The sequence below is a fragment of the Streptomyces gilvosporeus genome (assembly GCF_002082195.1).
Taxonomy (GTDB): domain Bacteria; phylum Actinomycetota; class Actinomycetes; order Streptomycetales; family Streptomycetaceae; genus Streptomyces; species Streptomyces gilvosporeus.
In genome coordinates this window covers 1,251,176-1,275,781 of sequence record NZ_CP020569.1, presented here as the reverse complement: position 1 = coordinate 1,275,781, position 24,606 = coordinate 1,251,176, and the positions used below count along the sequence as shown (strand labels likewise).

The 24,606-nt window shown below is 68.9% G+C and carries 23 protein-coding genes and 2 pseudogenes; 15 read left to right on the top strand and 10 right to left on the bottom strand.

Features of this window, described 5'->3' with window-relative positions:
- Nucleotides 1-198: 198 nt before the first annotated feature.
- Nucleotides 199-1,350 carry a GNAT family N-acetyltransferase gene (locus B1H19_RS05605; RefSeq protein WP_083103509.1) on the bottom strand — a complete coding sequence of 384 codons (1,152 nt, stop codon included), beginning with the start codon at nucleotides 1,348-1,350 and terminating at the stop codon, nucleotides 199-201.
- Nucleotides 1,337-2,035, bottom strand: coding sequence for a type II toxin-antitoxin system RatA family toxin (locus tag B1H19_RS05600; protein WP_083103508.1), 699 nt, complete (start codon nucleotides 2,033-2,035; stop codon nucleotides 1,337-1,339). Before B1H19_RS05600 ends, B1H19_RS05605 begins: the two co-directional genes overlap by 14 nt.
- Before the next feature lie 362 nt (nucleotides 2,036-2,397).
- On the opposite strand from B1H19_RS05600, the gene B1H19_RS05595 reads away from it, so the two are divergent.
- Nucleotides 2,398-3,444: an SDR family oxidoreductase gene (locus B1H19_RS05595; protein ID WP_159028007.1), complete on the top strand. Its 1,047-nt coding sequence runs from the start codon at nucleotides 2,398-2,400 to the stop codon at nucleotides 3,442-3,444.
- On the top strand, nucleotides 3,441-4,691 hold the full coding sequence (locus tag B1H19_RS05590; protein WP_083103506.1) for an aspartate aminotransferase family protein: 1,251 nt from the start codon (nucleotides 3,441-3,443) through the stop codon (nucleotides 4,689-4,691). The genes B1H19_RS05595 and B1H19_RS05590 overlap by 4 nt, the downstream gene beginning before the upstream one ends.
- Before the next feature lie 49 nt (nucleotides 4,692-4,740).
- Here the strand turns inward: B1H19_RS05590 and B1H19_RS05585 are convergent, their stop codons facing one another.
- The gene (locus tag B1H19_RS05585) at nucleotides 4,741-5,337 is read right to left on the bottom strand and encodes a class I SAM-dependent methyltransferase (protein WP_203237105.1); all 597 of its coding nucleotides are present in this window, start codon (nucleotides 5,335-5,337) and stop codon (nucleotides 4,741-4,743) included.
- Nucleotides 5,338-5,740: 403 nt separating this feature from the next.
- Between B1H19_RS05585 and B1H19_RS05580 the strand changes: the two genes are divergently transcribed.
- The 9 genes from B1H19_RS05580 to B1H19_RS05540 all read left to right on the top strand — a co-directional run bounded on the left by B1H19_RS05580 (nucleotide 5,741) and on the right by B1H19_RS05540 (nucleotide 15,480).
- Nucleotides 5,741-7,228: an arsenate reductase/protein-tyrosine-phosphatase family protein gene (locus tag B1H19_RS05580; RefSeq protein WP_159028006.1), complete on the top strand. Its 1,488-nt coding sequence runs from the start codon at nucleotides 5,741-5,743 to the stop codon at nucleotides 7,226-7,228.
- Nucleotides 7,215-7,895 (top strand): nitroreductase, encoded by a 681-nt coding sequence (locus tag B1H19_RS05575; protein ID WP_083103504.1) that lies wholly within the window; start codon nucleotides 7,215-7,217, stop codon nucleotides 7,893-7,895. Before B1H19_RS05580 ends, B1H19_RS05575 begins: the two co-directional genes overlap by 14 nt.
- Entirely contained in the window at nucleotides 7,889-9,400 is a 1,512-nt protein-coding gene (locus tag B1H19_RS05570; protein ID WP_159028005.1) for a hypothetical protein, read from the top strand. Before B1H19_RS05575 ends, B1H19_RS05570 begins: the two co-directional genes overlap by 7 nt.
- Nucleotides 9,397-9,819 carry a hypothetical protein gene (locus B1H19_RS05565; RefSeq protein WP_083103502.1) on the top strand — a complete coding sequence of 141 codons (423 nt, stop codon included), beginning with the start codon at nucleotides 9,397-9,399 and terminating at the stop codon, nucleotides 9,817-9,819. Before B1H19_RS05570 ends, B1H19_RS05565 begins: the two co-directional genes overlap by 4 nt.
- On the top strand, nucleotides 9,816-10,259 hold the full coding sequence (locus B1H19_RS05560) for a hypothetical protein (RefSeq protein WP_083103501.1): 444 nt from the start codon (nucleotides 9,816-9,818) through the stop codon (nucleotides 10,257-10,259). The genes B1H19_RS05565 and B1H19_RS05560 overlap by 4 nt, the downstream gene beginning before the upstream one ends.
- Nucleotides 10,256-11,461, top strand: coding sequence for an acyl-CoA dehydrogenase family protein (locus B1H19_RS05555; protein ID WP_083103500.1), 1,206 nt, complete (start codon nucleotides 10,256-10,258; stop codon nucleotides 11,459-11,461). The genes B1H19_RS05560 and B1H19_RS05555 overlap by 4 nt, the downstream gene beginning before the upstream one ends.
- A gap of 24 nt (nucleotides 11,462-11,485) precedes the next feature.
- Nucleotides 11,486-12,709, top strand: coding sequence for a cytochrome P450 (locus B1H19_RS05550; RefSeq protein ID WP_083103499.1), 1,224 nt, complete (start codon nucleotides 11,486-11,488; stop codon nucleotides 12,707-12,709).
- A 159-nt stretch (nucleotides 12,710-12,868) separates the two neighbouring features.
- Nucleotides 12,869-14,134: an MFS transporter gene (locus tag B1H19_RS05545; protein WP_159028004.1), complete on the top strand. Its 1,266-nt coding sequence runs from the start codon at nucleotides 12,869-12,871 to the stop codon at nucleotides 14,132-14,134.
- Between the two features lie 125 nt (nucleotides 14,135-14,259).
- The gene (locus B1H19_RS05540; RefSeq protein ID WP_083103497.1) at nucleotides 14,260-15,480 is read left to right on the top strand and encodes an MFS transporter; all 1,221 of its coding nucleotides are present in this window, start codon (nucleotides 14,260-14,262) and stop codon (nucleotides 15,478-15,480) included.
- Between the two features lie 42 nt (nucleotides 15,481-15,522).
- On the opposite strand, the pseudogene B1H19_RS05535 reads toward B1H19_RS05540, so the two are convergent.
- The 3 genes and pseudogenes from B1H19_RS05535 to B1H19_RS05525 all read right to left on the bottom strand — a co-directional run.
- A pseudogene (locus B1H19_RS05535) lies at nucleotides 15,523-16,038 on the bottom strand (ferredoxin reductase domain-containing protein); the annotation flags it as partial.
- A 51-nt stretch (nucleotides 16,039-16,089) separates the two neighbouring features.
- A complete protein-coding gene (locus tag B1H19_RS05530) occupies nucleotides 16,090-16,323 on the bottom strand; it encodes a hypothetical protein (RefSeq protein ID WP_083103496.1) in 234 nt (77 codons plus the stop codon).
- Between the two features lie 52 nt (nucleotides 16,324-16,375).
- Nucleotides 16,376-16,933, bottom strand: coding sequence for a DUF3237 family protein (locus tag B1H19_RS05525; RefSeq protein ID WP_159028003.1), 558 nt, complete (start codon nucleotides 16,931-16,933; stop codon nucleotides 16,376-16,378).
- Between the two features lie 133 nt (nucleotides 16,934-17,066).
- On the opposite strand from B1H19_RS05525, the gene B1H19_RS05520 reads away from it, so the two are divergent.
- Nucleotides 17,067-17,360: a winged helix-turn-helix transcriptional regulator gene (locus tag B1H19_RS05520; protein WP_203237320.1), complete on the top strand. Its 294-nt coding sequence runs from the start codon at nucleotides 17,067-17,069 to the stop codon at nucleotides 17,358-17,360.
- 7 nt (nucleotides 17,361-17,367) lie between these two features.
- Here B1H19_RS05520 and B1H19_RS05515 read toward each other — a convergent pair whose 3' ends face one another.
- Nucleotides 17,368-17,973: a GDSL-type esterase/lipase family protein gene (locus B1H19_RS05515; RefSeq protein WP_083103493.1), complete on the bottom strand. Its 606-nt coding sequence runs from the start codon at nucleotides 17,971-17,973 to the stop codon at nucleotides 17,368-17,370.
- 182 nt (nucleotides 17,974-18,155) lie between these two features.
- Between B1H19_RS05515 and B1H19_RS39660 the strand changes: the two are divergent.
- Nucleotides 18,156-18,290 (top strand): annotated as a pseudogene (locus tag B1H19_RS39660) (SRPBCC family protein); the annotation flags it as partial.
- Nucleotides 18,291-18,327: 37 nt separating this feature from the next.
- Here the strand turns inward: B1H19_RS39660 and B1H19_RS05510 are convergent.
- The 3 genes from B1H19_RS05510 to B1H19_RS05500 are packed head-to-tail and all read right to left on the bottom strand — an operon-like array spanning nucleotide 18,328 to nucleotide 21,802.
- Nucleotides 18,328-18,678: a UBP-type zinc finger domain-containing protein gene (locus tag B1H19_RS05510; RefSeq protein WP_083103492.1), complete on the bottom strand. Its 351-nt coding sequence runs from the start codon at nucleotides 18,676-18,678 to the stop codon at nucleotides 18,328-18,330.
- Nucleotides 18,675-20,132 (bottom strand): ATP-binding protein, encoded by a 1,458-nt coding sequence (locus tag B1H19_RS05505; protein WP_083103491.1) that lies wholly within the window; start codon nucleotides 20,130-20,132, stop codon nucleotides 18,675-18,677. The genes B1H19_RS05510 and B1H19_RS05505 overlap by 4 nt, the downstream gene beginning before the upstream one ends.
- Nucleotides 20,129-21,802 (bottom strand): NAD(P)/FAD-dependent oxidoreductase, encoded by a 1,674-nt coding sequence (locus B1H19_RS05500; RefSeq protein WP_083103490.1) that lies wholly within the window; start codon nucleotides 21,800-21,802, stop codon nucleotides 20,129-20,131. The genes B1H19_RS05505 and B1H19_RS05500 overlap by 4 nt, the downstream gene beginning before the upstream one ends.
- Before the next feature lie 29 nt (nucleotides 21,803-21,831).
- Here B1H19_RS05500 and B1H19_RS05495 point away from each other — a divergent pair, with 29 nt between their 5' ends.
- Both B1H19_RS05495 and B1H19_RS05485 read left to right on the top strand, forming a co-directional pair.
- On the top strand, nucleotides 21,832-22,167 hold the full coding sequence (locus B1H19_RS05495) for a recombinase family protein (RefSeq protein ID WP_083103489.1): 336 nt from the start codon (nucleotides 21,832-21,834) through the stop codon (nucleotides 22,165-22,167).
- A gap of 445 nt (nucleotides 22,168-22,612) precedes the next feature.
- Nucleotides 22,613-23,788: a DUF6236 family protein gene (locus B1H19_RS05485; RefSeq protein WP_159028002.1), complete on the top strand. Its 1,176-nt coding sequence runs from the start codon at nucleotides 22,613-22,615 to the stop codon at nucleotides 23,786-23,788.
- Nucleotides 23,789-24,606 lie beyond the last annotated feature (818 nt).

Below are 24,606 nucleotides of genomic sequence, written 5' to 3'. Positions count from 1 at the left end.
GCTTCGCCCGCTCGGACGGGTGCGACCGGTACCGGATCCCCTGGGGGCTCCCCCCCACCGGTCGGCCAGCCGGCGGGTGGCGGTGGCGTCCCAGAACGGGAAGACCGGGTTCCAGGCACCGGTGTCCCGGTCGATGTCCGTCATCGTAGGTCCCCCTCGTGTGCCACGCGGGACTCTATCGACGGGGTCGGGTCCGGCTCATGCCTGATCTCCGGAACGGTTGACCGCCATCGGCAGGACACACCTGAGGATCGCCCTGCACACCCGGTTGCGATGGGTCACGGCGTGCTCGAGTGAGACCAGGTCGCAGCCCATTTTGCGCTTCGCCTCATAGGCGGTCTGCGACAGGTTCAGCCTGGCCACACCCATACGAATGGCCTCTTCGATGCCGCGATAGTAGGTGACCTGATAGAGCCGTAGGTCACGGGAGCAGTCGTAGTCCATGCCGATACGGATTGCCGCCCCGCCCTTCTCCCGGAACAGGCAGATCAGAAACCCCACCAGACGGTCCTGGTACCAACAGGCGACCAGCTTCGCCGGAATCCTCGGGTCGGTGGACAGCATCGCCATGAACTCGGGTGTCCAGACGTCCAGTCGGGTCTCCGCACGGTCGAGCACCGCCTCATAGAGCGGCATCATGGCCGGCACGAGATCATCGAATCGCTCGCGCACCTCGATGGCCGTCTCCTGGTGACCGGAAAACTTCGCCAGGTTGCGTCGGGCGGTGCTCCGGCCATTCCTTGACAGCGAGGAAATGAATTCATCAAAACTCTCGGCGCGGAGACCGAGCCAAGCATCGGGAAGCCCCGGAGCCCGAAAGTATCCGGCTCTTCCCAGAGCCGGATCCAGCCACTCCAGCTCGGCCTGTGAGAAGTCCTTGAACACCGTCCACCGGGTGCCCGTAGACGCAGACAGCTGCCGCACCCCGTCAACCAGCAGATGCCGGGCGGTCTCGTGAAGTTCGTCCCCGTCGCGCAGGACTCTCCCTTCTCCCAGAAGATTTCCGCACAGCAGCATCTTGATGCGCAACGGTCTTCTCATGATGCGACGCAGAGGCCGCAGCGCTTGGCGTCCCTGGGTTCCGAGAATGTCCTCAAGAGCCAGTGAACGGAAGACACACGTCGGCAGCACCGCCCTTACCCGTTCTCCCTGTCTCAGCACGAGATATCGATAGGAATCCGGGCCGAGCCGGTTCCGTTCCATGGCCTGGAAGAGTGCGTACCCGTAGATCGGGTCGTCGGACGGCGCGAGCTTCTGCCATATATCCGGCGGGATCTCGGAGACGCTGTCGGCCACGGTGACCCGCCAGTCGGCGCCCGAACCCGAAGCCGCGTGTTCAGAGCTGCCCACCGTCAGCCTCCAAAGGAGCCAAGGACACGTCCTCGCACTCCGTGACCTCTGCGCTCGGACCGAAGACTCCGTGCAGCATCTTGGTCACGGTTTCGGTCATGGCCCGGCCGGCGACGGGTTCCAGGAGGTCCGCCATGCCGGGTACACCGAGGTCGAACCGGGCATCGAACCGGACCTCGCTCCCCTCCGGGAGCGGTGCAACCGACCAGTGACCTGCAAGGGCGACCAGGTCACCGTCGATCAGTTCGAAGTCGATCCTCAGGCTCAGTTCGTCCAGATGGTCCCGTTCCCGCCATTTGAGGATTCCGCCGGCGAAGGCGACCTCCCAGGACGAGATCCGGTCACCGTCTGGACCGTGGTCGAGGGAGACGGAGTGCACCACGGGGGAATACCGCGGGAAGCTGGCGAAGTCCGAGAGTGACTCGAATGCCTCCTCCGGCTGTGCGCAAGGAATACGAAAGGCGACATGAACCTGGTGCACTGCACCCCCAAATTTCCCGGGTAACGGGTCACAGATGGCGTGACCTTCGGCAGCCCGGTGCGCGTCAGGTGGACCAACACGAACCGGTTGGAGAGATTGTCCGCTGGGGATCGTGGTCGGCGACGGCTTCCGTCCTGTCGGATGCGAAGACACACCTCTCCCCGCGGCAGAGCAGGGAAACTGTCGGCGTTCCGGCACCGCCATGCTAGGACCGGTACGCGGCCACCCGCCCGCTGGGAGTCATGACCTTCCGCCACACGGCTGATTTCACGCTCGCCGACGCATGTCACCCCAAGGCGTGTCCATACCGACGGAGGAAAGCCGACCCGTCTCCGGTGGTGACCTGCCGTACCCCTCCATAGGGTATTTCTCGGTTCCTGAACCCACGTGCACTTCGGCCAAAGAAACGCATCAGACCTACCGCCGCGGCTGTCGGCTGTGTGGACGAACCGTCCCGGCGGGAAGCGCGGAGGTACACCATGAATTTCTCTTCTTCCAAGCGCCTCGGGCCGACGCCCCATGCCCGTCCTCACGTCGAGAACTCCCGATGGAAGGACAGGGTGCCCATGCGGCATATCGAGGGCGGGCCCCGGCCTCCGGACCCGCCGTCCGGAAAGCCATCACTGAACGTTCTCCTCACCGGGGCGACCGGAGTGCTGGGCCGGGCCCTGCTGCCGAAGCTGACCATGCACAACGTTATATGTCTCACCCATACGACCGAGATGAGCGAGCCGGGGCTGAAATCTCTGCACGGAGATGTCCGGCTGCCCCGGTTGGGCCTGTCCCGCGGAGAATTCAAGGAACTTTCTTCGGTGATCGATGTGATCGTGCACGCCGCGGCCGATACCAGCTTCGGTGCCGAGTCCGCTCTGGTCGAGACGAATGTCGCGGGCACGGCGAGGATCGTCGAGCTGGCCCAGGAATCCGATGCGCGACTGGTGTACGTCAGTACCGCATTCTCCGGGGTGGGTGCCGATGACGACTCGCCGGCACTGGCCTACGCCAGGACCAAGGCGCATGCGGAGGAGCTGGTGCGGGCGAGCGGCCTGCGTGCGGTCATCGTCCGGCCCTCGATCATCGTCGGCGACTCCCGTACCGGCCACATCGCCAGACATCAGGGGTTTCACAAGCTGCTCGGCGCGATGATGCGCGGCCAGCTTCCCCTCGTCCCCCTGGACCCTTCCCGGCTGCTCGACTTCGTGCCGCAGGATGTCGTGGCGAAGCACATCGCCGACCTCCTCGACGGGACCTCCAACAGGACGGACCTGTGGCTGACGGCCGGAACACACGCCCTGGAGCTGGGCTCGGTCGCCGCCGAGATCCACGCCGCGGCGGGCGAACTGGGCCGGCCCATCGCGCCCGTACGCTTCGTGGACGCGGATCTGTACGAACGGCTCGTCGTACCGGTGTTTCTTGAGGCCATTCCGGTGCGCACCCGCCGGTTGATGACGACCCTTGCGGAGCAGCTGACGCCTTATGTGTCCGCCCACGGTCCGTTCCCCAGCGACATGGGCGATCTACCCGACCAAGCGCTCACCCTGCGTGCCACAGTGCGCCGTTGGGCGCAGACCAGCGGATACGAGTCCCGCGACGCATCGGTGGCGGTACGGTGAGCCCGGCGGATTCCGGCGGGGGCCGGAAAGCCGTACTGGACCACCTCCGTGACCACGTCAACCGTGGTCACGCCCGCATCGCTTCGCTGCTCGGCCTGCCGTTGGAGGTGCGGTCGGCGGGTGCCCTGGTGTACGACGAGGGGGACACCCCCCACCTCGACTGCGGGGGGTACGGGGTCTTCCTCCTGGGCCACCGCCACCCGGATGTCGTCGACGCCGTCGCGGGGCAGCTTGGCAGGCACCCGCTGTCGACGCGGGCACTCCTCGACCCCCACGTGGCAACCGCGGCACAGCTGCTGAGCTCGGTGGCACCCGCGAACCTTCCCTATGCCTTCTTCGTGAACTCGGGTGCCGAGTCGGTGGAGTTGGCGATCAAACTCGCCCGAGCGAACGGTTGCCGACGAGTGATCGCCGCCGAACGCGGTTTCCACGGCAAGACGTTGGGCGCGCTCAGCGCAACCGGCAACGACCGCTACCGGACCGGTCTCGAACCGCTGCTGCCCGGTGTGGAGTTCGTCCCGTTCGGAGATGCCGACGCCCTCAAGGCCGCACTGGGCGGCGATACGACGCGAGCATGCGTACTCCTGGAACCGGTACAGGCCGAGGGCGGGGTGCGGATGCCTCCCCAGGGCTATCTGCGGGAGGTCAGGGAGCTGTGCACGGAGTTCCGGGCCCTGCTCGTCATGGACGAGATCCAGTCCGGTCTCGGCCGCCTCGGATCCTGGTGGGGGTGCGACGAGGAAGGCGTGTGTCCGGACGTTCTGACGACGGGGAAGGTACTCAGCGGCGGGGTGGTTCCGGTTGCGGCAACACTGGCATCGGCCGAGGTCTACGAAGTGCTCAACCAGGACCCGTTGCTCCACTCCTCGACCTACGGCGGCAATCCCCTCGCCACCGTGGCCGCGGCCACCACGATCCGAGTGCTGCAACGGGACCGCATCGTCGAACGGGCCGCGGAACTCGGCAGTCGGCTTCTACCGCAGGTGACCGACGCGCTCGCCGCCGCCGGTCCGGACGTCATCCGGGAGGTCCGTGGACGCGGACTGCTCCTCGGGATCGAGTTCGCCTCCGAAGCCCTGGCCGGGTTGTTCCTGACCCATATGTTCCGGGAGCGGGTGCTGACCTCGTACACGCTCAACGCCAGCAGAGTGATCCGGCTGACTCCGCCCGCGATCCTGGAGTCCGACCACATCGACTGGCTGCTGGGTTCTCTGGAACGATCCGCGGCGGCGCTGGCCGGGGTGTGATCGCAGGGGGCGCATCTCTCATGCGCGGCCCGGCGCTTGGCCGGGCCAGTCACGCCGCCTCGGCGTGGATCACCGAACGGACGCGCTCTCCGGACAGTGGGCGTCGATACCGGAAGGTCTCGACGGAGACGGCAGCGAAGCCGGCTGACAGCGCCTGTGCACGCATGTATGAGCCGGCCAGCCAGTGGAATCCGGGGACGCCGGGGGCCGGCTGGACGTTCTCACCGTTCTTCGGGGCGTCGTTGGAGGCGATCAGGATGGCCCGCTCAACATCGCGGCCCGCGGCCTTGCCGCGCTCCAGCCATGAACGGATCCGTGAGAGGACGGGCAGCAATCCGTCGATGGGGTCGTAAAGGTGGCCGAGCACACCGTCCATGTACACCACGGGCCATGAGCCGTCGGGAGACCAGGTGGTGATGTCGGCCCGCAGTGCGTCGACGCCTTTCACCAGTGCCAGTTCCACCGCCTCCTGCATGGCGTCGACGGCGAGGACGCGGTATCCCTCGCGGGCGATCTCCGCCTCGATCACGGCGTTCCCGCTGCCCAGGCTGAGAAGGCCGGCCGGCGGTCCGTTGGGTTGGAGCGCCTCGACCAGCCGGCTCCGCATCCACTGGCGGTACTCGGCGCTGTATGTCGAGGGTGTCACCGAGTCTCCGCGGCCCTCGCCTTTTTCCCAGACTTCGAAGAGGTTGGGTCCGCCGTCCTCGCGACGGAGATATAAGGAGGCGACGTCGTCAAGCTGAGCGTTTATGAGGATCACCTGCCCTACGGCTGTGGGCTCGATCGACAGAACCGGCAGATGTGCTGCCCACAACGTGATACGGCATGCGGCGAAAACGGGCCTATGAAGGGCAGTCCGAGGAGAATGGCCGACAGTCATTGACGACTGGCCGACGGGCCGTTCTTGACGGTGCCTCATATCTGTGTCCGTTGCGTTCGCGCTTCTTCGTATGTGCGCCCCTCGTGTTTCGTGCGACATCCGTGCGCCCCTTGTGCCCGGTCTGGCGTCACTGCACGCTGAAGCGCGACGTCGCTCCAGGGGGTCGCAATTGATCTGGCTCACGCTCGGGTACTTCGTCTCCTACATCCCGTACGCCATGCTGGTGAAAGCGCTGACGAGTGGCGCATTACCGGGAGTTCCGGAATCCGTCAATGGGGGCGTTCTGCTCCCCGCGGCCGCCCTCGGCCAACTGGCCGTCATGCCCGTGTTCCTGGGGCTGTCGGGCCGCTGGCGTGAAATGCGCGCGCGAGGCGTTCTCGGCCGCCATGTCCTTCCCGTGGGCGGGCGGGAAACGTGGGCGGCGGGCTTTTTCACGGCCCTCATCATCGGCACCACCACGCTCAACTTCACCTTCACCGGTGCCTCGATCCTCCTTATGCTGATCTTGATGCGTGGCGGCGTCCTCGTTCTCTCTCCGGTGATCGACACTATCCGCCGGAGGCGTATCGCACCCTCCTCGTGGGTCGCACTCGGCTTCAGCCTGTTGGCAATTGGGGTGTCCCTCGCCGACGTGAACGACTATCGCCTCACGATCGCCGCGGGATTGAGCGTCGCCGTTTACCTGGCCGGCTACACAGGGCGTTTTGAGATCATGAGCCGGGTCGCCAAGAAGGGGAAAGCAGAGGTCGACCGGCGCTATTTCGCCGAGGAGCATGCCACGTCCGCCGTCGTCCAGGTGCTGCTGCTCGCGGTCGCGGCGCTGCTCGGGCAACCCGAGTTGCGACAGGGATTCACCGTCTTTCTCGGCTCCACCGAGGCGGCCTACGCCTTCGCCATCGGCGTCGCGTACGAAGTCCTGTTCGTTTTCGGCACATTGATCTACCTCGACCGCAGGGAATACACCTGGTGCGTGCCGGCGAACCGGGCCGCCAGCCTGATGTCCGGGGTGGTCGCGTCCTACGGCCTGGTCTGGCTGGTCGCGCTGCCGGCGCCGGGCAGTGGGCAGCTGATCGCGCTCGTCTTCATCGTGTGTGCCGTGGCGGCGCTGTCCCAGCCCACCGTGGCCGTCTGGTGGCGGACGCGTCGGCCGAAAGCGGAGGCCGGGCTGCTGCTGTTCGTCTGCGGTGGGAACACATGCCGGTCGCCCATGGCGGCAGCCCTCGCGCGGGCGCGGCTCGCGTCGGCCGGCGCGGCGTCCGCGCTACGGGTCTCCAGCGCGGGGCTCACCGTCGCGCGTCGCGGTGCACCGATGACCAATGCCGCCCGTTCCGCGCTCGTCGAGCTCGGGGTCCGGCGACGGGATGTCCGAGCCCACCGTTCGCGCCCGGTGACCGCACAGCTCTGCCACGCCAGCGACGCCATCTACTGCATGACCTCGGCCCAGCGTGACGCCGTGCTGTCCATGGCACCCGGCACCGCCGACCGCACCTTCTGCCTCGACGCGGCCGGTGACATCCCCGATCCGATCGGACAGCCGGCCGATGCCTACCGCCGCTGCGCGCGCCGCATCCAGAGCGCCGTGACCGTGCGGCTGGGCGAGCGCCTCGGCGCCGGCTTCCTCGCGGCAGGCGGCGGGGTGCCCGATGCCGCCTCCTGACGTCGTGCTGTCGGCGATGGCCACCCGCCACTGCAAGCGCGCCTTCCTGGACCGCGCCGTGCCGCGCGCCCTTCTGGCCGAGGTGCTGCTGGCCGCCGGCCAGGCCCCGTCGACCCGCAACACGCAGCTGTGGCAGGCGACGGCGGTGTCGGGCGGTGCTCTGGAGGCGCTGGTGGCGGCGCTGTGCGCGGCATTCGACGGGGGAGAGCCGCCGCACCTGGAGTATCCCGGTCGTCCGCCGGACCTCGGCGCGGACGTCGAGCGGCGGGCCCGCGACGCCGGGTCGGGCGTGCTCCGGGCCCGCGGCGCGGCCGTCTCGGACGCGACGGCACGCCGGGCGCTCCTGCGCGACAACCTCCACTTCTACGGTGCACCGGTCGCGCTGGTCTGCCACCTTCCCGGGACCGCGGTGGCGGGCACCTTCCTGGAGATGGGCTTCTTCCTGCAGAACGTGATGCTCGGCCTGGTCGCCCACGGCCTGGGCAGCTGCCCGCAGGCCAGTGTCGCCGGTTACGCCGACATCCTGCGCAAGGAACTGGCGATCGGCACCGACCGGCTGATCGTCTGCACCCTGGCCGTGGGGTACCCCGACGAGGCCGCCCCGGTCAACCGGTTCGTCCCGCAGCGGGCGGGCCTGGAGGAGTTCACACAGTGGCACGGATGGTGAACGCGAACGGCTCCGCCACCAGGCGGCGGGCGCGGCTCGTCGCCGTCGTCACCGCACCGGCCGATCTGAGCACCGCCCGCCTCCAGACCCTCGACGGCCTCGCCGACGATCTGGAGGTACGCGCCGATCTGGTCGGCGACCCCGATCCGCGGCGCCTGCGGCGGCATTTCACCGGCTCGCTGACGTACAGCCTCCGCACCCGCGGGCAGGGCGGTGCGTTCGAGGGAGGGCCTGCCGAGCGGCGGTCCCGGCTCCTGGGCGCCGCCGCGCAGTACGACATCGTCGACCTGGAATGGCCCGACGATCTGACGTGCCCTCAGCTCTCCGCGATCCCCGAACCGCGGCGCCGGATCTCCTGGCAGGGGACGGCCGACGGCGCCGCGGACCTGCCGGGCCCGTTCGCCGCGATGGCCGCCGAACCCGCCGCGCTGTACCTCCTGGCGCCGCGCTTCGCCGATCCCGATTCCGCCGCGGCGATGCCGCTGTGGCTCAGCGGCCTCGGCCGGAGGGACGTCACGGCCTTCGCGTCCGGCCCCGAAGGCACCTGGACACGCATCCTGGCCCCCTGGCTCGGCGCACCGGTGGCCTTCGGTCTCGCCGGGCTCCCGGGGGCGGACGGGACGCCCGGCGTGGAGCAGCTGACGGCGGACTACGGCCTGCCCGAACTGCCCGCCCTCCGCGGCCTGTACGGAGCCGCCCGCGGTACCCCCGTCCGCTCCCTGTTCCCGAGATTGCAGAACGCCGCCTTCCGTGAGCTGGGACTGCCCGCGCTCTACCTGCCGTTCCACATCGCCTCGCTGCCCCGCTTTCTGCGGCGGGCGGCCCCACTGGGCGAGCGGGCCGGATTACCGCTGCGCGGCCTCACGGTCAGCGCCCCGCACCGGGAGGACGCCCTGGACCTGGCCGACACGACGACCCCGCTGGTGCGCTCCAGCGGCGCCGTCAACGTCCTCTGCCTGGACGCGGGGCACCGCTACGGCGACGACACCGACAGCACCGTCATCCTGCGCGCGCTCGCCCGGATGGGGATCGATCCGGCGGGCCGTACCGCGGCCGTCATCGGGTGCGGCGGCGCGGGACGGTCCATCGCGGTGGCGCTGCACCGAGCGGGTGCGCGGGCGACCTTGGTCAACCGGGACCCGATCCGCGGCCGGAAGGCGGCCGAGCTGCTCGGCCTCCCGTTCGTACCGCTGGCCGACTTCTCCGCCCGGGGTCACTCGGTGCTGGTCCATGCCACGCCGCTGGTGGAGCGGGCCCCGTTCCCCGTTGCGGACGCCGACCCGGACGCGGTGGTACTGGAGCTGGCCTACCGGGGCGACGCGCCCACACCGCTGATGGCCGCGGCCCGCGCCCGTGGGTTGCGTACCGTCGACGGCCTGGAGGTCCTGCTCCTGGAGGCGCAGGAGCAGTTACGGATCCTGACGGGGCGTCAACTCCCGGTCGCATCGATACGCCGGCTCCTCCCGTCGACTCGCCCAGACCCCGCAAGTGAGGAGGCACCATGACAACCCAGCCCGCAACCTCCGCCGCATCGAAGGCACCACCCCGGCAGGGCGCCCCGGATCCCTCGGGCCTGCTCGGCGAGTGGCTGAATGCCCAACGCGACGCCGCGGGCGGAATTCTGGGGATCAACGTATCCGAGCAGCCCGACGGGGCGGTCGTGGTACGGGTCTTCGGGACGGGAGATCCCGAGCCCCGCGACTGGGGCCCGGCCGAGGCCGTCGTGTACACCAAGGAGGCCGAGCGATCGGTGGCCTGGGCGTTCCGGGCCGCCTACGACTTCGGGTTCCTCCGCACGGTCCTCACCGCCTACCACAACTCCGGCGTCCTGGTGATGACCACCTACAACGTCTTCTCGGACGACAGCGGACGTGCCGACTACTGGACGCGCGAGTTCTTCCACCGGATCAAGGAGCAGCCATGACAGCGCACGGCATCAGCCGCGAGTGTGAACGGCGTCCGGCCCGCACGCCCGGGACCGGCCTCGACCTCCGCCCGGTGGCCGGCGAATGGGAAGCCTTCGCGGTGCCGACGTCCGGCATCGTCCACGTCAGCAGCACGGAACACGAGGGCCGGCTGCTGATGCACATCACCGAGGCCGACGGCACGGACCTCCGTACCTGGGATGCGCTCCAGGTCACGCCGCTGGCCGAGGAGGTTGATTCCGGCGGAGCGGTCGGCTTTCACGGTGAAGCGCGGCTCGGCGCGGACCTCGGCTCCCGCGAGGCCGTCGTATGTGGCTATCTCGCCCGTGGTGTGCTGGTCATCGATCTCTACGAGACCCGTCCGCAGGATCAGGGGGCGGTGGCCCGTGTGGCGAGCCGCCGCTTCCTCCACCGCCCCGTAGGGCCGTCGCACCCATGACGACGCCTCTCGGTCCCGCCGTGGAGCCGCACGCCCAGGCCGCCGTCGACGACGCGGCGAAACTGGCCCGCGACATCTTCAGCGGCCGGGCGGACGGCTACGACCGCACGGCCACATTCCCCGCCGAGGACTTCGACGACCTGTTCTCCGCCGGGCTGCTGGCCGCCGCCGTGCCGCGCGAGTACGGCGGCCTGGGGTTCGGCCCCCAGCAGCGCGACACACTGCCCCTGTGGGAGATCACCACACTGCTGGCCAGGGCAGACCTGTCGCTGGCCCGCTGCTGGGAAGGACACGCCAACTCGCTCGTCCTCATCGACGGCCTGGGAAGGCCGGAGCAGAAGCGGCGGTGGTTCGGCGGTGTGGTGGAGCGTGGCGAGAAGTGGGTCGGCTGGAGCGGCGAACCGCAGGCCGCCACACCGGGGGAGACCCGGCGGTTCGGCACCACACTGGTTCCGGTCGAGGACGGCTGGATCCTCCAGGGAACCAAGGCGTTCGCCACCAGCGCCACCGGAGCCCAGTGGGCGATCCTGTTCGTCGACACGGCGGGCCCGGGTGGCGCCCGGCACGCCCAGGGGAGCCACGGCGGGCTGCTCATGCTCGCCTGCGACCTGTCCGATCCGACCGTGACCGTCGACACCTCGTGGTGGGATCCCGTCGGCATGCGCGCCACGGCGAGCCATGTGGTGCGCTTCGACGACACGTTCGTCCCCCACGACTGCCTCATCGGCGAGCCCGGTGCCTACCTCGACGGGCAATGGCAGACCGCGTTCGTCCCGCACTACGCCGCGAGCTTCCTCGGCGCCGCCGAAGCCGCCTACGCGTACGCCCTCGCCCACCTGAAACGCCAGGGCAAGGGCGACGACGCCTATGTGCAGCAGCGGGTCGGCAGCATGGCGGTCAACGTCGACACCGCACGCCTGTGGCTGCGGCACGTCGCCGGGCTGTGGGACGCCGGCAGCCGGGAGGAGGCCGGTGTCGCCGGTGCCCGAGCCCGCCATGTGATCGAGCATCTCGCCGAACAGACCGTGCAGCACTGCATCCGTGCCTGCGGCGCCCGCTGCCTGGTCCGCCCCAGCCCGGTGGAGCGCATCCTGCGCGACCTGACCTTCTATCAGCGGCACGACAACGACGACCACATCCTGGCCACGATCGGTCGCGCGGCGCTGGGTGAGCGGCACGACCTGTCGTTCCACAAACCCTGAAGCGGCCCGAAAGGAGCGCGCGCCGTGATCGACGACTCGTCCCCCAAAGCCTTCCCGCTCCACGGCTCGCAGTCAGAGGTGCTCTCCGAACTGGCCTGGCTGCGCGAGAACCGGCCGCTCACCCGTGTCGTGGTCCTCAGCGGCCACGAGATATGGCTGGCCACGCGGTACCAGGACGCGCGACGCATCCTCGGCGATCCCCGGTTCGGCGTGCCCAAGGAGGCGCACCCCGACTCTCCGCGGCTGAATCCGGTGCCCTTCGACGCCGATTTCCCGGCGCTCCGGCAGCTCGATCCGCCGGACCACCCGCGCATGCGTAATGTCCTCGCACCTGCCTTCACGGTCCGCCGGATCGACCGCCTGCGTCCTCTGGTCCGGCAGGTCGCCGACCGGCTGCTGGACGCCATGGCGGAGACCGGCCCGCCGGCCGATCTGGTGTCCGGCTACGCCGACCTGCTGCCGGCAGCCGTCATGTGCGCATGGCAGAACCTGCCGGAACAGGTGGCGGACCGCATCCGCTCCTGGAACGCCGCGATGCAGGGCGCGTCCTCGGCCGAACACGTCGGGGCCGTTCGGCGCCAGATGCTCCACTACGTCAACGAGCTGATCGCTGCGCGGCGCGCCGCACCCGGCGACGACGTGGTCAGCTCACTTATCGCTGCGCGGGACGAACGGGGCGCGGTGAGCGAACGGGAACTGGCCGTGCTGATCTTCCAGCTCCTGTTCTCGGCACATGTGACCCTGTCCAGTCTGCTCGCGTCGGCCCTCAGCGAGCTGCTGCGCAATCCGGAGCTGTGGGAGCGACTGCGCAGCGACCCCACACTGATACCCGTCGCGGTGGAGGAGATGCTGCGTGTCCACACGGTGCTCAAGGACGGTCATCTGCGAGTGGCCAGGGAGGACGTCACGCTCGGCGGCGTCACCGTCCGGGCGGGTGAGACCGTCGTGGTCTCGGTCCACTCCGCCAATCGGGACGCCGCCGTCTTCCCCGCTCCACACGGCGGCGTCGGCTCCGCCCAAGGCCATGAGCAGCTGGACCTGGAGCGTGCCCCCAACCCGCACCTGACCTTCGGGCACGGAATCCACCGCTGTGTGGCGGCCCATCTGAACCGCGTGGAGCTCCAGACGGGGATCGCGGCCCTTCTCGGCCGATTCCCCTCCCTGCGTCTGGCTTCCACCGAGGCGGGCCAGACGTGGAAGGCCCTTCCGCGGGTCTACGGACTCGCCGCCCTGCCGGTCGTGTGGTGAACAAGCCGAGTTGCAGCCGTCGGCCCACGCGGTAATCCTGGAGGAATTCTCCAGGCTTCTCCGGAACCGAATTCTTGCGGCCCTCCGCGCAATTCATGCCCCGGGAGTCTTATGGACACCTCTCGCATATTCGCAACGGAAGCACCGGTTCAGTACCGGTTGTCCCGCAAAGCGGTCACCGCCGGAGCCATCGGAAACCTCATAGAATTCTATGACGCAACGCTCTATACCCTGCTCGCCCCCGTCTTCTCACAGCAGTTCTTCCCGGCGGACAGCAAGGCGGCCGCGCTCCTCTACACCTACGGCGCGGTCGTCGGCGTGGCCTTCGTCGTACGCCCCGTCGCGGCCGCCCTGCTGTCGCCTTACGGGGACCGCTACGGGCGCCGCCGGCTGCTCTCCCTCACCCTGTACATCATGACGGCCGGCCTGCTGCTGATAAGCCTGTCGCCGACCTATGACTCGATCGGCGTACTCGCTCCGGTATTTCTCGTCTCGGGCAGAGTGATCCAGAACATATCGAATTCCGGTGAATACCAGGCCGCTTCCGTTTTCATGGTCGAGCACGCACCGCCGGGCCGCCGAGCGAGCGTCGGCTGCGTTCAGTACGTGACCGCCGGGCTGGGGATACTGTCCGCGACCCTGGTCTCCGCACTGATCAGCGCGGTCCTGCCGGAGGGCGCGCTGGCCGCATGGGGATGGCGGATCCCCTTCCTGCTGGGCGCAGTGCTCTGCCTGTACGGGCTCCACCTGCGGCGATCGGTCCCGGAAAGCCGGGTCTTCAGCGCATTGCAGACGGCGGGGAAACTCGAGTCCAGGCCGCTGCGGACCGCAATCCGTGAACACCGTCGGAGCGTTCTGCTCGTGATGGTCATCCAATTCAGTCAGTCGACGTACTTCGTCTGGCAGGTCTTCCTTCCCACGTACGCACATCTGGTCTCCGGATTCCCGTTGAAGACCGGGCTGATGCTGAACGCGGTGTCGCTGGCGGTGTTCGTGGGCGCGCTGCCGCTGGTCGGTTTCCTGTCGGACCGGATGACCGGCCGCAAACCGCTCGTCCTGGCCGAGGCGTTCGGCTTCGCCCTGCTCGCCGTTCCCATGCTCTCTCTGCTGCAGAACGCGACCCCGGCCGGATATCTCCTCGTGGCGGTCATCGGAAACCTGCTGCTCGCCCTCACCTACGGCAATGTGGCGGCCCTCTTCAGCGAGCTGTTTCCGACCGGCGTACGGGCTTCGGGCGTAGGCGTGCCGTACAACCTGGCGACCACGATTTTCGGTGGCAGCGTGCCCGTCCTCGCCACCTGGTCGATCGCGCATCACTACGACATGGCCCTCGGGTACTGGATTCTCCTTCTGGAGGCGACCGCCGGGGTACTGCTCTTCCTGCTCCTTCCGGAGACCCGGAACAGAACGCTCGAAACCGCCTGACACGCCCTCCAAGCGAGGGTTGAGTGAGTCTGCGCCGCACGGCGGCATCCGCGTCGTAGGGTGTCGTGCATTCCCGGCAGACGATATGTGCTGCCGGGTTTGTGTTTCCTGGGCGGAGAGCGATCGTGGGCTACGTACGGCTGCTGCGTCAGGGGCCGGTGTTGCTCCTGTGGGGCGCCCAGATGCTCTCCGTCTTCGGTGACCGCGTCTACGCCATGGCGATCACCTGGATCGCGTGGCAGGAGTACGGCGCGGCGGCCATGGGCCTGGTGGCGATTGCCGAGTCCGTGCCGTACATCGTTCTGGGCACGGTCGGACGCCGGATCGTGGCCCGCTTCGCCACCCTGCGCCGGCTCGCGGTCGTGGACGCCGCCAGGGCCGGGCTGGCCACGGCGCTGCCCTTCGCCTGGGACACCCTCGGCGCCCCCGGGGTTCTGGCCTGCGTGGTCCTCCTCGGCGTCGGCGGAGCCCTGTTCGATCCGAATCTCGGCGCGCTGGTCCCCGAGCTGGTGGACGACCATGACGTCCAGGCGGTGACCGGGCTGATGGACCTCACCCTCCGCATCGCCCGCGTCGCGGGCCCCGGCGCCGCCGGCCTCTTGTTGCGTCTGATGCCCAGGCACTCCCTGTTCTGGCTCGACGGCGGCACCTTCGCGGTGTCGGCCGTCGCGCTGCTCGTGCTGTTCGCCCGCGCCACGCTCGGCATGTCCCGCGAGGGGGAGAAGGAGGCCGGGGTGGGGATGCGTCCCCGGGCCAGTGTGCTGCTGCGGAGGTGCCCGGACACGGCGGTGGCCATCGGGGTGCACGGTGCCGGGTTCTTCGCCCAGACCGTCTACATGGCCCTGCCCGCGTTCCTGGCTGCGCGGTTGGATGCGGGAGCCGCCGCGTACGGTGCGGCACTCATGGCGATCGGGGCCGGAGCCTTCCTCGCCAACGGGTTCGCCGGGAACATGCGCCTTCCCGCCAATCTGCCCGCGTTCTACTGCGGCACCTCGGCCGTCTTCGGCCTGGTGCTCGCCTCGATCACCCTTGCCGACTCGCTACCGGTCGTCCTCGGCCTCTCCGCCGCCCTCGGTGCCGTGACCGCGTTCCTCCAAGTCGCCCTGGGCACGCACCTGTCCTCGTTCCCGCCGCCGGTCCGGCTGCGGCTGATGAGCGTGGATCTCACCGCCGTCCGCACCGCCGGAACCGTCTCATGGCTGTTCCTCCCCGGCCTCGCCGCCCACGACCCGACGGCCGCGTTCCCGATCAGCGGCCTCACCCTGTTCGCCGTCGCCGGGGGGAGCGCGGGCGTCGTCGTACGGCGGTCGGCCACCCGCGTCCTGGTGGAGCGGCAGCACTCCTGACGCTCCCGGCGGCCGTGCGACGCCACCTGGCAGAACACATCCCTACGGCTGTTGCGTCAGCCAGAGGTCGGGGCCGAACACCTCGTAGTGGACTGCTTGCGGCGGGACTCCGCGGCGGAGCAGGTCGCCCCGCAGGGTGCGCATGAACGGCAGGGGGCCGCAGAGGTAGGCGGTGATGCCCTCGGGCAGGGGCAGCCCGCCGATGTCGGCTCGGCCCGCGGACACCGCCACCGATGCGGAGGCCACCGCGGATGCCTGCTGGTCCGCTTCCTCGTACCACAGGTGCAGCGCGGCATGAGGCAGAGCGCCGACCAGACGACGCAGTTCGTCGCCGTGCGCGTGGTCGGCCGGAGAGCGGTCGGCGTGGACAGCGACGACCTGCCGGGACGACCCGGTGTCGGCCAGGTGGTGGAGCATGGCGAGCATGGGGGTGCCGCCGATTCCGGCGGACGCCAGGAGCAGCGGGCCGTCGCCGTCCGGCAGTGTCAGATCGCCGAACGGCGCGGAGACGGGGAGCACATCGCCGACGCGGACCCGGTCGTGGAGCCGTGCGGAAACCCAAGGCGCGGTCGAGGGGAAGTTCGGGCGACGAGGGTCGGCGTTCGGTGGCTACGTCGTGTACGTGCAGCCTTGCGTGCCGTAATACCACTCGTACTGGCCCATCACCCACGGGTCCGCCCTGATCGTGAAGGTGTTGCGCGGGGCGGGACAGTGGAACGTCGTGGTGACGATGTCGCGGCCCGGAGGCGGCCCCGGCGCTGCGGGGGCCGCCGAGGCGATGCCGGTGCCTCCGGCGGCGAACAGTGCGGTGATGAAAGCTGTCGCGATGATCTTCTTCATCATGTCTCCCAGTCCCATCGTGTGCGGGAACTGTCTCTGAGGACGATACACACAACTACCCAATTCGGGACAAGGGAAAATTTCGCCCGATATCGGGGGCGGGGGTGGGAGTGCAGGCCCCGCCGCTGCCGGGCGGCTCAATCCACGCGGTGGATCCGGTACTCGGGTGGATCCGGTACTCGATGGTGCGCGGGCCGGCCAGTCGGCCTTCGCCGATGAACAGGCTCTGGGTGAGCCGGCGGTACCGGGCGGCGCCGGTGTCGAACTGGGCGACCATCCGCATGTACTGGTCGCCGAACCGGGTTTCCCGGCCTTCCCCGAGCGCGGCCAGGAATGCCGGACTTTCCCGGATCAGCGCGTTGTCGTAGCTCAGCATGATCACTTCGCCGTCCTCGTCGGCCAGCGTGACGCGCAGGTCCTGCCGGCGGGTCCCGTCCGCGCCGATCCGGATCCAGTCCATCCCGGGGGTGACCAGGGTGGCGTCGATCCGGTCGCCGATGAGGCGCGCGGTGTTCACCTGCCAGCACAGCCGCGCCCCCAGCGGGCTGCCGGTGGTCGGGCCCCATGGGCCGTCGATGGTTTCGCGGTAGATCATCTCCGGCGTCAGTTCCATGCCCGCTCCCATTGCTTCGGATTTCGAACCACTATCATGGTTCGGTATGCGAAGCGCAAGCGATTCCGGAGCGGTCGAACGTGCACCGAGGCCGGGCCGACCCGTCCGGGGGGCGAGCACCGGCCGTCCGATGATGGCCGCACTGGACCTGCTGGGCCGCCGATGGGCGCTGCGGGTGATCTGGGAGCTGCAACAGGAACCGGCCGGTTTTCGCGAGCTGCGCCGACGCGCGGACGGGATGTCCTCCAGCGTGCTGACCGACCGGCTGCGCGAGCTGACCGAGGTGGGGATCGTGACCACCGGTGCCGACGGCGTCTATCACCTCACCGAGCTGGGAGACGCCCTTCGCCCCTCGCTGGAACCCCTGCGCGTGTGGGCGGACCGGTGGTCGGCCGAGCTGGACGCCCAGCGGGGAGACGACGGCTGAGGTGCGATCAGTGGTGCGTCTGAGCGATCCAATCGCGCCATTGACCGGTGAGGACGATGTCAGCCAGCCTGCGGTATCCACCGATTCCCGGGTGCGCGCCGTCACCAGCTAGCGCTTCCCGGCGCCAGGTGGGATCACTGGCCAGTTCCATAGTCGTCGCGATGAACGGGACATGGCGTGACCGGCAGAGGGCGGTCATCTCGTCGGCGAGCTTCACGGTGCGCCGCAGATGGGCCTCGCCCGCGTCGATGACCGGCGGAGGGCCGACGACCAGCGCAGTAACGGCCTGCCGCCCGCACTCGTCCAGGATCGACGTCAGATTCTCCAACGAGCGCCCCGGATCGACCCGAACCGCGCCGTTCTCCTCAAGGGTGTCGTTGCTGCCGAAGGAGACGACGAGCCGGTTGTCCGCCCCGACCAGACGGGGCAGTACTTCCTGCCAGCAGCGACGTCGGATGTCGTCCGAAGTGTTGCGCCTGATGCCCAGGTTGAAGGCGGTGAGGTCCCCGGCGGTGGCTTCCAGCACCCGGCCGACCCACCCCCGGTGTTCCGGGTCGCCGACTCCCTGGACGAAGGAGTCGCCGATGAAGCAGATACGTATGTCCCTGGTCACGCGGGCGACTTTAGCGGCCGGTCCGACGGCCGCACACTCGGATTCCACTGCCGCACGTCCGGATGCGGCCGATGTCTTGAGGACGCGCACAGGTCCCCGATGCCGTGCCGTCCGGATTCGCCACAACCGGAGCGTACCCAGGGGCACTTGAGGCCTATACCGTGCGGTACATGAAGCCTGTCATCAAGCCTGTCACCGTGTCGATCGACGTACCGCAGGCACCCGAGCAGGTCTACGACTTCCTCGATGTCATGGCTCACCACGAGCGATTCACCGACCACTACCTGACCGACTGGCGCCACAGCGGGCCCGGCCGCGACCGTTCGCGGTGCGCCCGGCCGGCGTTCCCCGTGCCTATCCCAGCTGTTGGGCCCAGTCCTCCGGGACGCGTCCCGCGGGGCCGGGGGTGGGCTGATCGGCCGGGTGGCTCTCCGGGGGAGTTAGGGCCGGGCCCGAGGCGTACACCTGCGAGGTCTCGTAGTTGTAGAACCAGGATTCGCCCGGTTCGAAGCTACGGATGACCGGGTGCCCGGTGCCCCGGGCGTGGGCCGTTGCGTGTTTGGCGGGTGAGTCGTCGCAACAGCCGATGTGGCCGCACTGTGCGCAGCGGCGCAGATGGAACCACCAGCCGCCACTGGCCTCGCACTCGGCGCATCCCGTTCCGGTGGGCGGGACCGAGGGGTCGATTCCGGGCAGTGAACTCATGACGGCTCCTGTGGGGAAGGGGGGTCGGCGGAGGTCAGCGGCAGGCGGACCTGGAAGCGGGTGTCGCCGGGGGCGGATTGGAACCTCAGGTCCCCGTGGTGTTTGTTGACGACGATGCGCCAGGAGATGTCCAGGCCGAGACCCGTCCCCTCACCGGTCGGTTTGGTGGTGAAGAAGGGATCGAAGATGCGGTCTCGGATCTCCGCGGGGACTCCGGGGCCGGTGTCGCGGAATTCGACGAGGAGATGGTCGCGGTCCCGCGCGGTGCGTACGGTCAACGTGCCGCCGGCGTCCGTGCTGTTCATCGCCGAGACGGCGTTGTCGATCAGGTTCGTCCACACCTGGTTGAGCTCGCCGGGGTAGGCCGGGATCTTCGGCAGGCTGCGGTCGTAGTCCTTGACGACGGTGATGTGGGAGCCGATCTTCGCCGAGACCATCAGGAGGGTGCTGTCCAGCAGTTCATGGACGTCGGTGACCTGGTAGGGAGCTCGGTCGAGTTGCGAGTACTGCTTGGCCGCGGTGACGAGTGCCGAGACGCGGGTGGTCGACTCCTCGATCTCGTTCATCAACAGTTCGGTCTCCACGGTGTAGTCGAGCCACCGCACGGCGCCTTCGAGGGTTTCGTCGTCCACGGCGGCGGCGACGTGGTCCAGCCAGTCGGTGTCGAGGCCGGCCTGGACGAAGGTGGGCGCGAGCTGCCAGCCGTCCCCGATGCCGTGGGCGTCCAGCCAGTCGGCGAGGGCGTCCTCCCGGTCCGAGGCTTCCAGCGGGCTCAGGGCGGTGGCCTTGGCGACGCGCTCGGCGGTGCGTTCCTGGACGTCGACGAGCGTCTTGAGCGTGTCGCGCCGGTACGGGCGTGCCGCGATGACGCCGAGCTTGTGGCGCATTCCGGCCACCCGCTCGCGGAGCGCGGAGGTGGCGCGCACGGCCGCGGCGGCCGGGTTGTTCAGCTCATGGGTCAGCCCGGCGGACAGGGTCCCGAGCGCCAGCAGCCGTTCTCGCTGGCCGACGGCCTCCTGGGCGCTCTTGACGCCGAAGAAGAGACCTTCCAGCAGGTGCACGGCCATGGGAAACCACTCATGCATGACCGTGGCGAAGGTCTCCGCGGGCAGCACGAAGAAGCGTGTGGGCTCGATGACGCGGAGGGAGCTGTTGTACACCTGCCGCACGCGGTCTCCCAGGTATGCCTGGAAGGCTCCCGCGTACACCCCGCGGCTGGAACTCCGGTTGGTCTCCACGTCGTAGTCGCCGATCCTGCTCGAGAGCACGAGGGTGCCCTCGAGCAGCACGTAGAAGCACGTGGCGGGGTCGCCCTCCGCGTACACGGGGCCGGGTGCGAACTCCTCCACACGGCCTTCGTGGCAGAGGAAGGCGAGTTGGTCGGGGGCGAGCTTCTCGAACAGGAAGAGCGAGCCGAGTTCCTGCTGACTGCACGGGATCGGCCGGCCGTTCATGACTGCTCCAGATATCGGTGGACGAGCATGACCGCCATGGCTCCCTCGCCCACTGCGGAAGCGACACGCTTGGCGGACTCGGCGCGGGCGTCTCCGGCGACGAACACGCCCGGGACGTTGGTTTCCAGGTGGTAGGGCGGCCGGTCCAACTCCCAGTCGGGCGGCGGGCGCCCGTCCGTGGTCAGATCGGGGCCGGTCAGGATGAACCCGCGGGAGTCCCGCAGCACCGTGCCCTCCAGCCAGTCGGTCAGCGGGGCCGCGCCGATGAAGACGAACATCCACTGGGCGTCGACGATGTCGGTGTGGCCGGTCGCCGTGTCGCGCAGGGTGATCTGTTCCAGATGACCCGAGCCGTGGGCGGCGTCGACGACCGTGTGGGTGCGCACGGAAATCGTGGGCGTCTCATCGACCTGCTGGACGAGGTAGTGCGACATCGAGGTGGACACGGACTGCTCACGCACCAGTACGGTGACCGACTTGGCGCTCCGGGCCAGGTAGATCGCGGCCTGGCCGGCGGAGTTCGCGCCGCCGACGATGTACACGTCCTGCCCTTGGCACGCCGCCGCCTCGGTCAGGGCCGAGCCGTAGAACACTCCGCAGCCGGTCAGCTCGGACACCTGGGGAGCGTCCAGTTGCCGGTACGACACGCCGGTCGCGAGTATCACGGCGTGCGCGGCGACGGCGGTGCCGTCCGAGAACCGGACGACACGCGACGAGCCGTTGATTTCCAGCCCGGTGACCTCGCGCGCGGTCAGTATCTCGGCACCGAACCTCGACGCCTGGCGCCGCGCCCGGTCCGTGAGCTGCGCCCCGGACACGCCGTCCGGAAAGCCGAGATAGTTCTCGATGCGGGAGCTCTGGCCCGCCTGGCCCCCGGTCGCGGAGCGTTCCACGAGGACGGTCCGCAGGCCCTCGGAGGCCCCGTACACCGCCGCGCCCAAACCGGCCGGTCCGCCGCCGATGATGACCAGGTCGTAGAAGTCCGTCGCCGGTGTCGTCGCGAGGCCGACCCGGGCGGCGAGCTCCCGGTCCTCGGGCTCGACAAGCGCCGTGCCGTCGGGGGCGATCACCAGCGGGAGCCGCAGGCCCTCCTCGCCCGCGGCGGACAGCAGCCGCCGGCCTTCCGGATCCTCGGACGAGTACCAGCGGTAGGGCACCTGGTTGCGGGCCAGGAACTCCCGTACCGCCGACGAACGCGCCGACCAGCGGTGCCCGACGACCTTGGTGACGGTCACCGGCCGGCGGTCGCTGGCCCGCCAGGCCAGCAGGAGATCGTCGAGGACGGGATAGAGCTTCTCCTCCGGCGGTTCCCACGGCTTGAGGAGGTAGTGGTCCAGGTCGACGACATTGATCGCGTCGATCGCCGCGTTGGTGTCCGCGTACGCGGTCAGCAGCACCCTGCGGGCGCCGGGGTGGATGTCGAGAGCCTGCTCCAGGAACTCCAGGCCGTTCATCTTCGGCATCCGGTAGTCGGCCACGATCACCGCGACGGGGGCGCCGCGCAGCTTCAGCTCACGCAGGGCGGCAAGGGCGGACTCGCCGGACTCGGCACGTACGATGCGGTACGACTCGCCGTAGCGACGTCGCAGATCGCGGGCGACGGCACGCGACACGCCCGGGTCGTCGTCCACGGTCAGAATTACACCTACGGTTGATGGCGAAGGTGACATGACGCGACCGTAAGGGACGGGGAGGGGCTATGGCCAAGGGAACCGTGACAAGGGCAGCACGCGAGTTCCTGCGTGTGTCCAAGGGCAAGGGCAAGACCGCGCGCAGCATCACTGACCAGCACCGCGACAACATCGCTACCGAAGCCGATCACGGTCCGTGGACGTGGGGCGAGCCGTACAGGGACACCGGCTCGGCCTCCAAGTTCGCGACCAAGGTGCGCGACGACTTCGAGAAGCTGCTGGCCGACCTGACGTCCGGCGCCTTTGGCGAACCCGGCGACGTGCTCGTGCTGTGGTTGGTGTCCAGGCTCGCCCGTGAGACCGGTCGGGGCGTGGCCCTGGTCGACGCGGCGGAGGCGGGCTGATACCTGATCCACGTGACCAGCCTGGACCGCACCTTCAACCCGCGCAACTACGGTGACCGGCACTCCTTGATCAGTGGCATCAACGACGCGGAGAAGGAGGCCCGGCTCCTGTCGGTGCGTACGCTGCGTGGTGTGAACTCCGCAGTCAGCGAGGGCCGCTCCCACCAGGACGACGCGAGCGCATCCGGCTGCTGTTCCCGATGGGCGTGGTTGACGCACTCGATGCCCTCAAAGAGGCTGGCAAGCAACAGGCTCGCTGGCGCGCCCCCCACACGCTTGGCCTCCTCGACCAAATTCTCGCTGGCTCAACGTTCGGGATCCTTCACCGCCAGGAGCTCATCTCGCAGGATGGCGAGGTACGGGGCGAGGTGAACATGGAGATCGTCCTGGATCCGCCCGGCCATGTGCGCCTCCCCATCGCGGATGTGTCATCGGGGAGGCTGGAATGCGCGATTTCGCGATCTACTACCCGTACATTCACATCCAGGACGACACGTGGCTGAAGGCAGCAGCCTTGTACTGGCCGAACATCGGCCGGATCGTTCCGGAGGACTATCCCATTCAGGAGAGCCGCATGGCCGAGGTCCTGAACGGCGAGCTCGGTCTGATGGTCAACCTCTCCCCGGAGTGGTACAGCCATGAAACCGGGATGGACTTCCTCCACTTTGTAGAGAGCCGGGTCCACGACCTACGTGAGCGGCTACCAGCTCTTCCTTCGCGGACGGTTCGTGACGCTCCGTTTCACCGAGTGCCGGGGACACCGGCCCGGCACCTCCTGGAGTGGGTCGATCTCGACTACAAGGGCATGTGCGTGGCTGAGGACATACTTGTCGAGGCGGGGCTCGCGGTGACGGTCGACGACGACCGCGGTCGACGATGGCTTGGCATGCACCCGCGCCTTGCAGCCGTGTTCCTCACTGCGCTCGCGCAGCGTGTCGCGGATGCCAACCAGGCCAAGCTCGTCACGGACCAGCCGGACAGTCTCGGCGACGTGGAGGGCTGGACCTCCGAGGCGATCGCGGGAGCAATACTCGAGGGCCCAGCGTGGGGAAGGCCGAGGCCGTACTCGGCCGACGGGGTTGCCGCAATGTATGCGGTTCTCGCCATTCAGGCCGTGGTGCCAGCGTCCCTGGAGAACGTTCCGGTCGAGAAGATCGTGGCCGCACGGAAGACGCTCCATGCCGAGTTCGACGCGTTCCGGGATCACCTGGAGTCGCTGACCGACGAGTTCACCAGACTGGCCGAGGCAGACGACCCGGGGATCCTCACCACACGCCTGGAAGCACTCGCCGATCGCCAAGTAAGGGCGCCGCTGGCGGAGCTCCGACGAGGGCTGCGCAGTGTCGGGCTCCAACCGGTCCAGGCGACGATGGGAATCAAGTCACTCAAGCTGCCCCTACTGCCCGCCGTCGCTGCTGCCACCCTCGCGATCCCTGACACCGCGGCGCAGGCGGGACTCCTGGGCATACTGATTCTCTCGTCAGCCGTGCAGGCCCATACGGCAGCCCGAGAACTACGCAGTAGCGCCGCCGGCTACCTACTCGGACTACACCGGAACGTGCAGCCGCACAGCACCTTGGACAGGGTCCTGCTTCGCAACCGTTGCCCGAGGCTGCCCTGACCTTGCCCTTGCCGAGAACTCCGTCCGTGCAGGTCAGGCCGCATGTTGGTACTCGTGGAGGGTGCCGCCGAGGTGGTCACGTCGGCGGATGTCGAGGTGGGTGAGCTGCTCCGAATCGGTGATCGGTGGGGGCAAGACGTGCAGCGGCCGGCGTCTGCGATGCCTTGGTGGGGCCGGTGGGAGTTGTCGTGCTGTTCGAACTCGTTCAGGGCGTGGAGCAGGTGGCGCTGGTTCCAGACCAGGGTGCCGTCCAGCAGTTCGCGTCGGCAGGTCTGCACCCGGCGTTCCCATGAGCGGGTTCATCCGCGGCATCCGGATCCCGCTGAGTACGACCTCGATCCCCGCATCCTCAAGGACGGGGCCGAACAGGGCGGGGTACTTCCCGACACGGTCGCGGATCATGAACCGGGCCCGGCAGCCGGCATCCTTGAGAACCGTGACGAGGTTCCCGGCGGCCTGCGCCACCCAGGAGGCGGTCGGGTGCGCCGTCGCGCCCAGGACGCGGATGCGCCGGCCGGCGTGCCCGATCACCGCGAACACGTACAGCCGCGCCCCGGACAGGGCGACCGCTTCGAAGAAGTCACATGCCGGCACGGCATCGGCCTGGGAGCGCGGAAAGTCCGTCCAGGTGCTGCAACCCCGCTCGGGTACCGGGTCGATCCCCCACCAGGACGGATGAGTCTTTTGGCAGGCGCAACGCCCCACCCCCTCAGGGCCCTTCCCGGAGGCTTCCGGGGCGAATCCGGGTCGAATTCGCCGGTGCGGGGTGTTTCCGCAGGTCACGGTCGTGTTTGGAAGGCGTAGCCGGGTGACTGTGA

Bases quoted from the DNA above. Each gene is read 5' to 3' on its own strand.
- B1H19_RS05570 (WP_159028005.1), top strand. From the start codon at position 7,889: ATGGTGAACGCGAACGGCTCCGCCACCAGGCGGCGGGCGCGGCTCGTC.
- B1H19_RS05495 (WP_083103489.1), top strand. From the start codon at position 21,832: ATGGCCAAGGGAACCGTGACAAGGGCAGCACGCGAGTTCCTGCGTGTG.
- B1H19_RS05520 (WP_203237320.1), top strand. From the start codon at position 17,067: ATGGCCGCACTGGACCTGCTGGGCCGCCGATGGGCGCTGCGGGTGATC.
- B1H19_RS05530 (WP_083103496.1), bottom strand. From the start codon at position 16,323: ATGATGAAGAAGATCATCGCGACAGCTTTCATCACCGCACTGTTCGCC.
- B1H19_RS05485 (WP_159028002.1), top strand. From the start codon at position 22,613: ATGCGCGATTTCGCGATCTACTACCCGTACATTCACATCCAGGACGAC.
- B1H19_RS05525 (WP_159028003.1), bottom strand. From the start codon at position 16,933: ATGGAACTGACGCCGGAGATGATCTACCGCGAAACCATCGACGGCCCA.
- B1H19_RS05595 (WP_159028007.1), top strand. From the start codon at position 2,398: ATGCGGCATATCGAGGGCGGGCCCCGGCCTCCGGACCCGCCGTCCGGA.
- B1H19_RS05565 (WP_083103502.1), top strand. From the start codon at position 9,397: ATGACAACCCAGCCCGCAACCTCCGCCGCATCGAAGGCACCACCCCGG.
- B1H19_RS05575 (WP_083103504.1), top strand. From the start codon at position 7,215: ATGCCGCCTCCTGACGTCGTGCTGTCGGCGATGGCCACCCGCCACTGC.
- B1H19_RS05560 (WP_083103501.1), top strand. From the start codon at position 9,816: ATGACAGCGCACGGCATCAGCCGCGAGTGTGAACGGCGTCCGGCCCGC.
- B1H19_RS05555 (WP_083103500.1), top strand. From the start codon at position 10,256: ATGACGACGCCTCTCGGTCCCGCCGTGGAGCCGCACGCCCAGGCCGCC.
- B1H19_RS05500 (WP_083103490.1), bottom strand. From the start codon at position 21,802: ATGTCACCTTCGCCATCAACCGTAGGTGTAATTCTGACCGTGGACGAC.
- B1H19_RS05510 (WP_083103492.1), bottom strand. From the start codon at position 18,678: ATGAGTTCACTGCCCGGAATCGACCCCTCGGTCCCGCCCACCGGAACG.
- B1H19_RS05505 (WP_083103491.1), bottom strand. From the start codon at position 20,132: ATGAACGGCCGGCCGATCCCGTGCAGTCAGCAGGAACTCGGCTCGCTC.
- B1H19_RS05600 (WP_083103508.1), bottom strand. From the start codon at position 2,035: ATGGCGGTGCCGGAACGCCGACAGTTTCCCTGCTCTGCCGCGGGGAGA.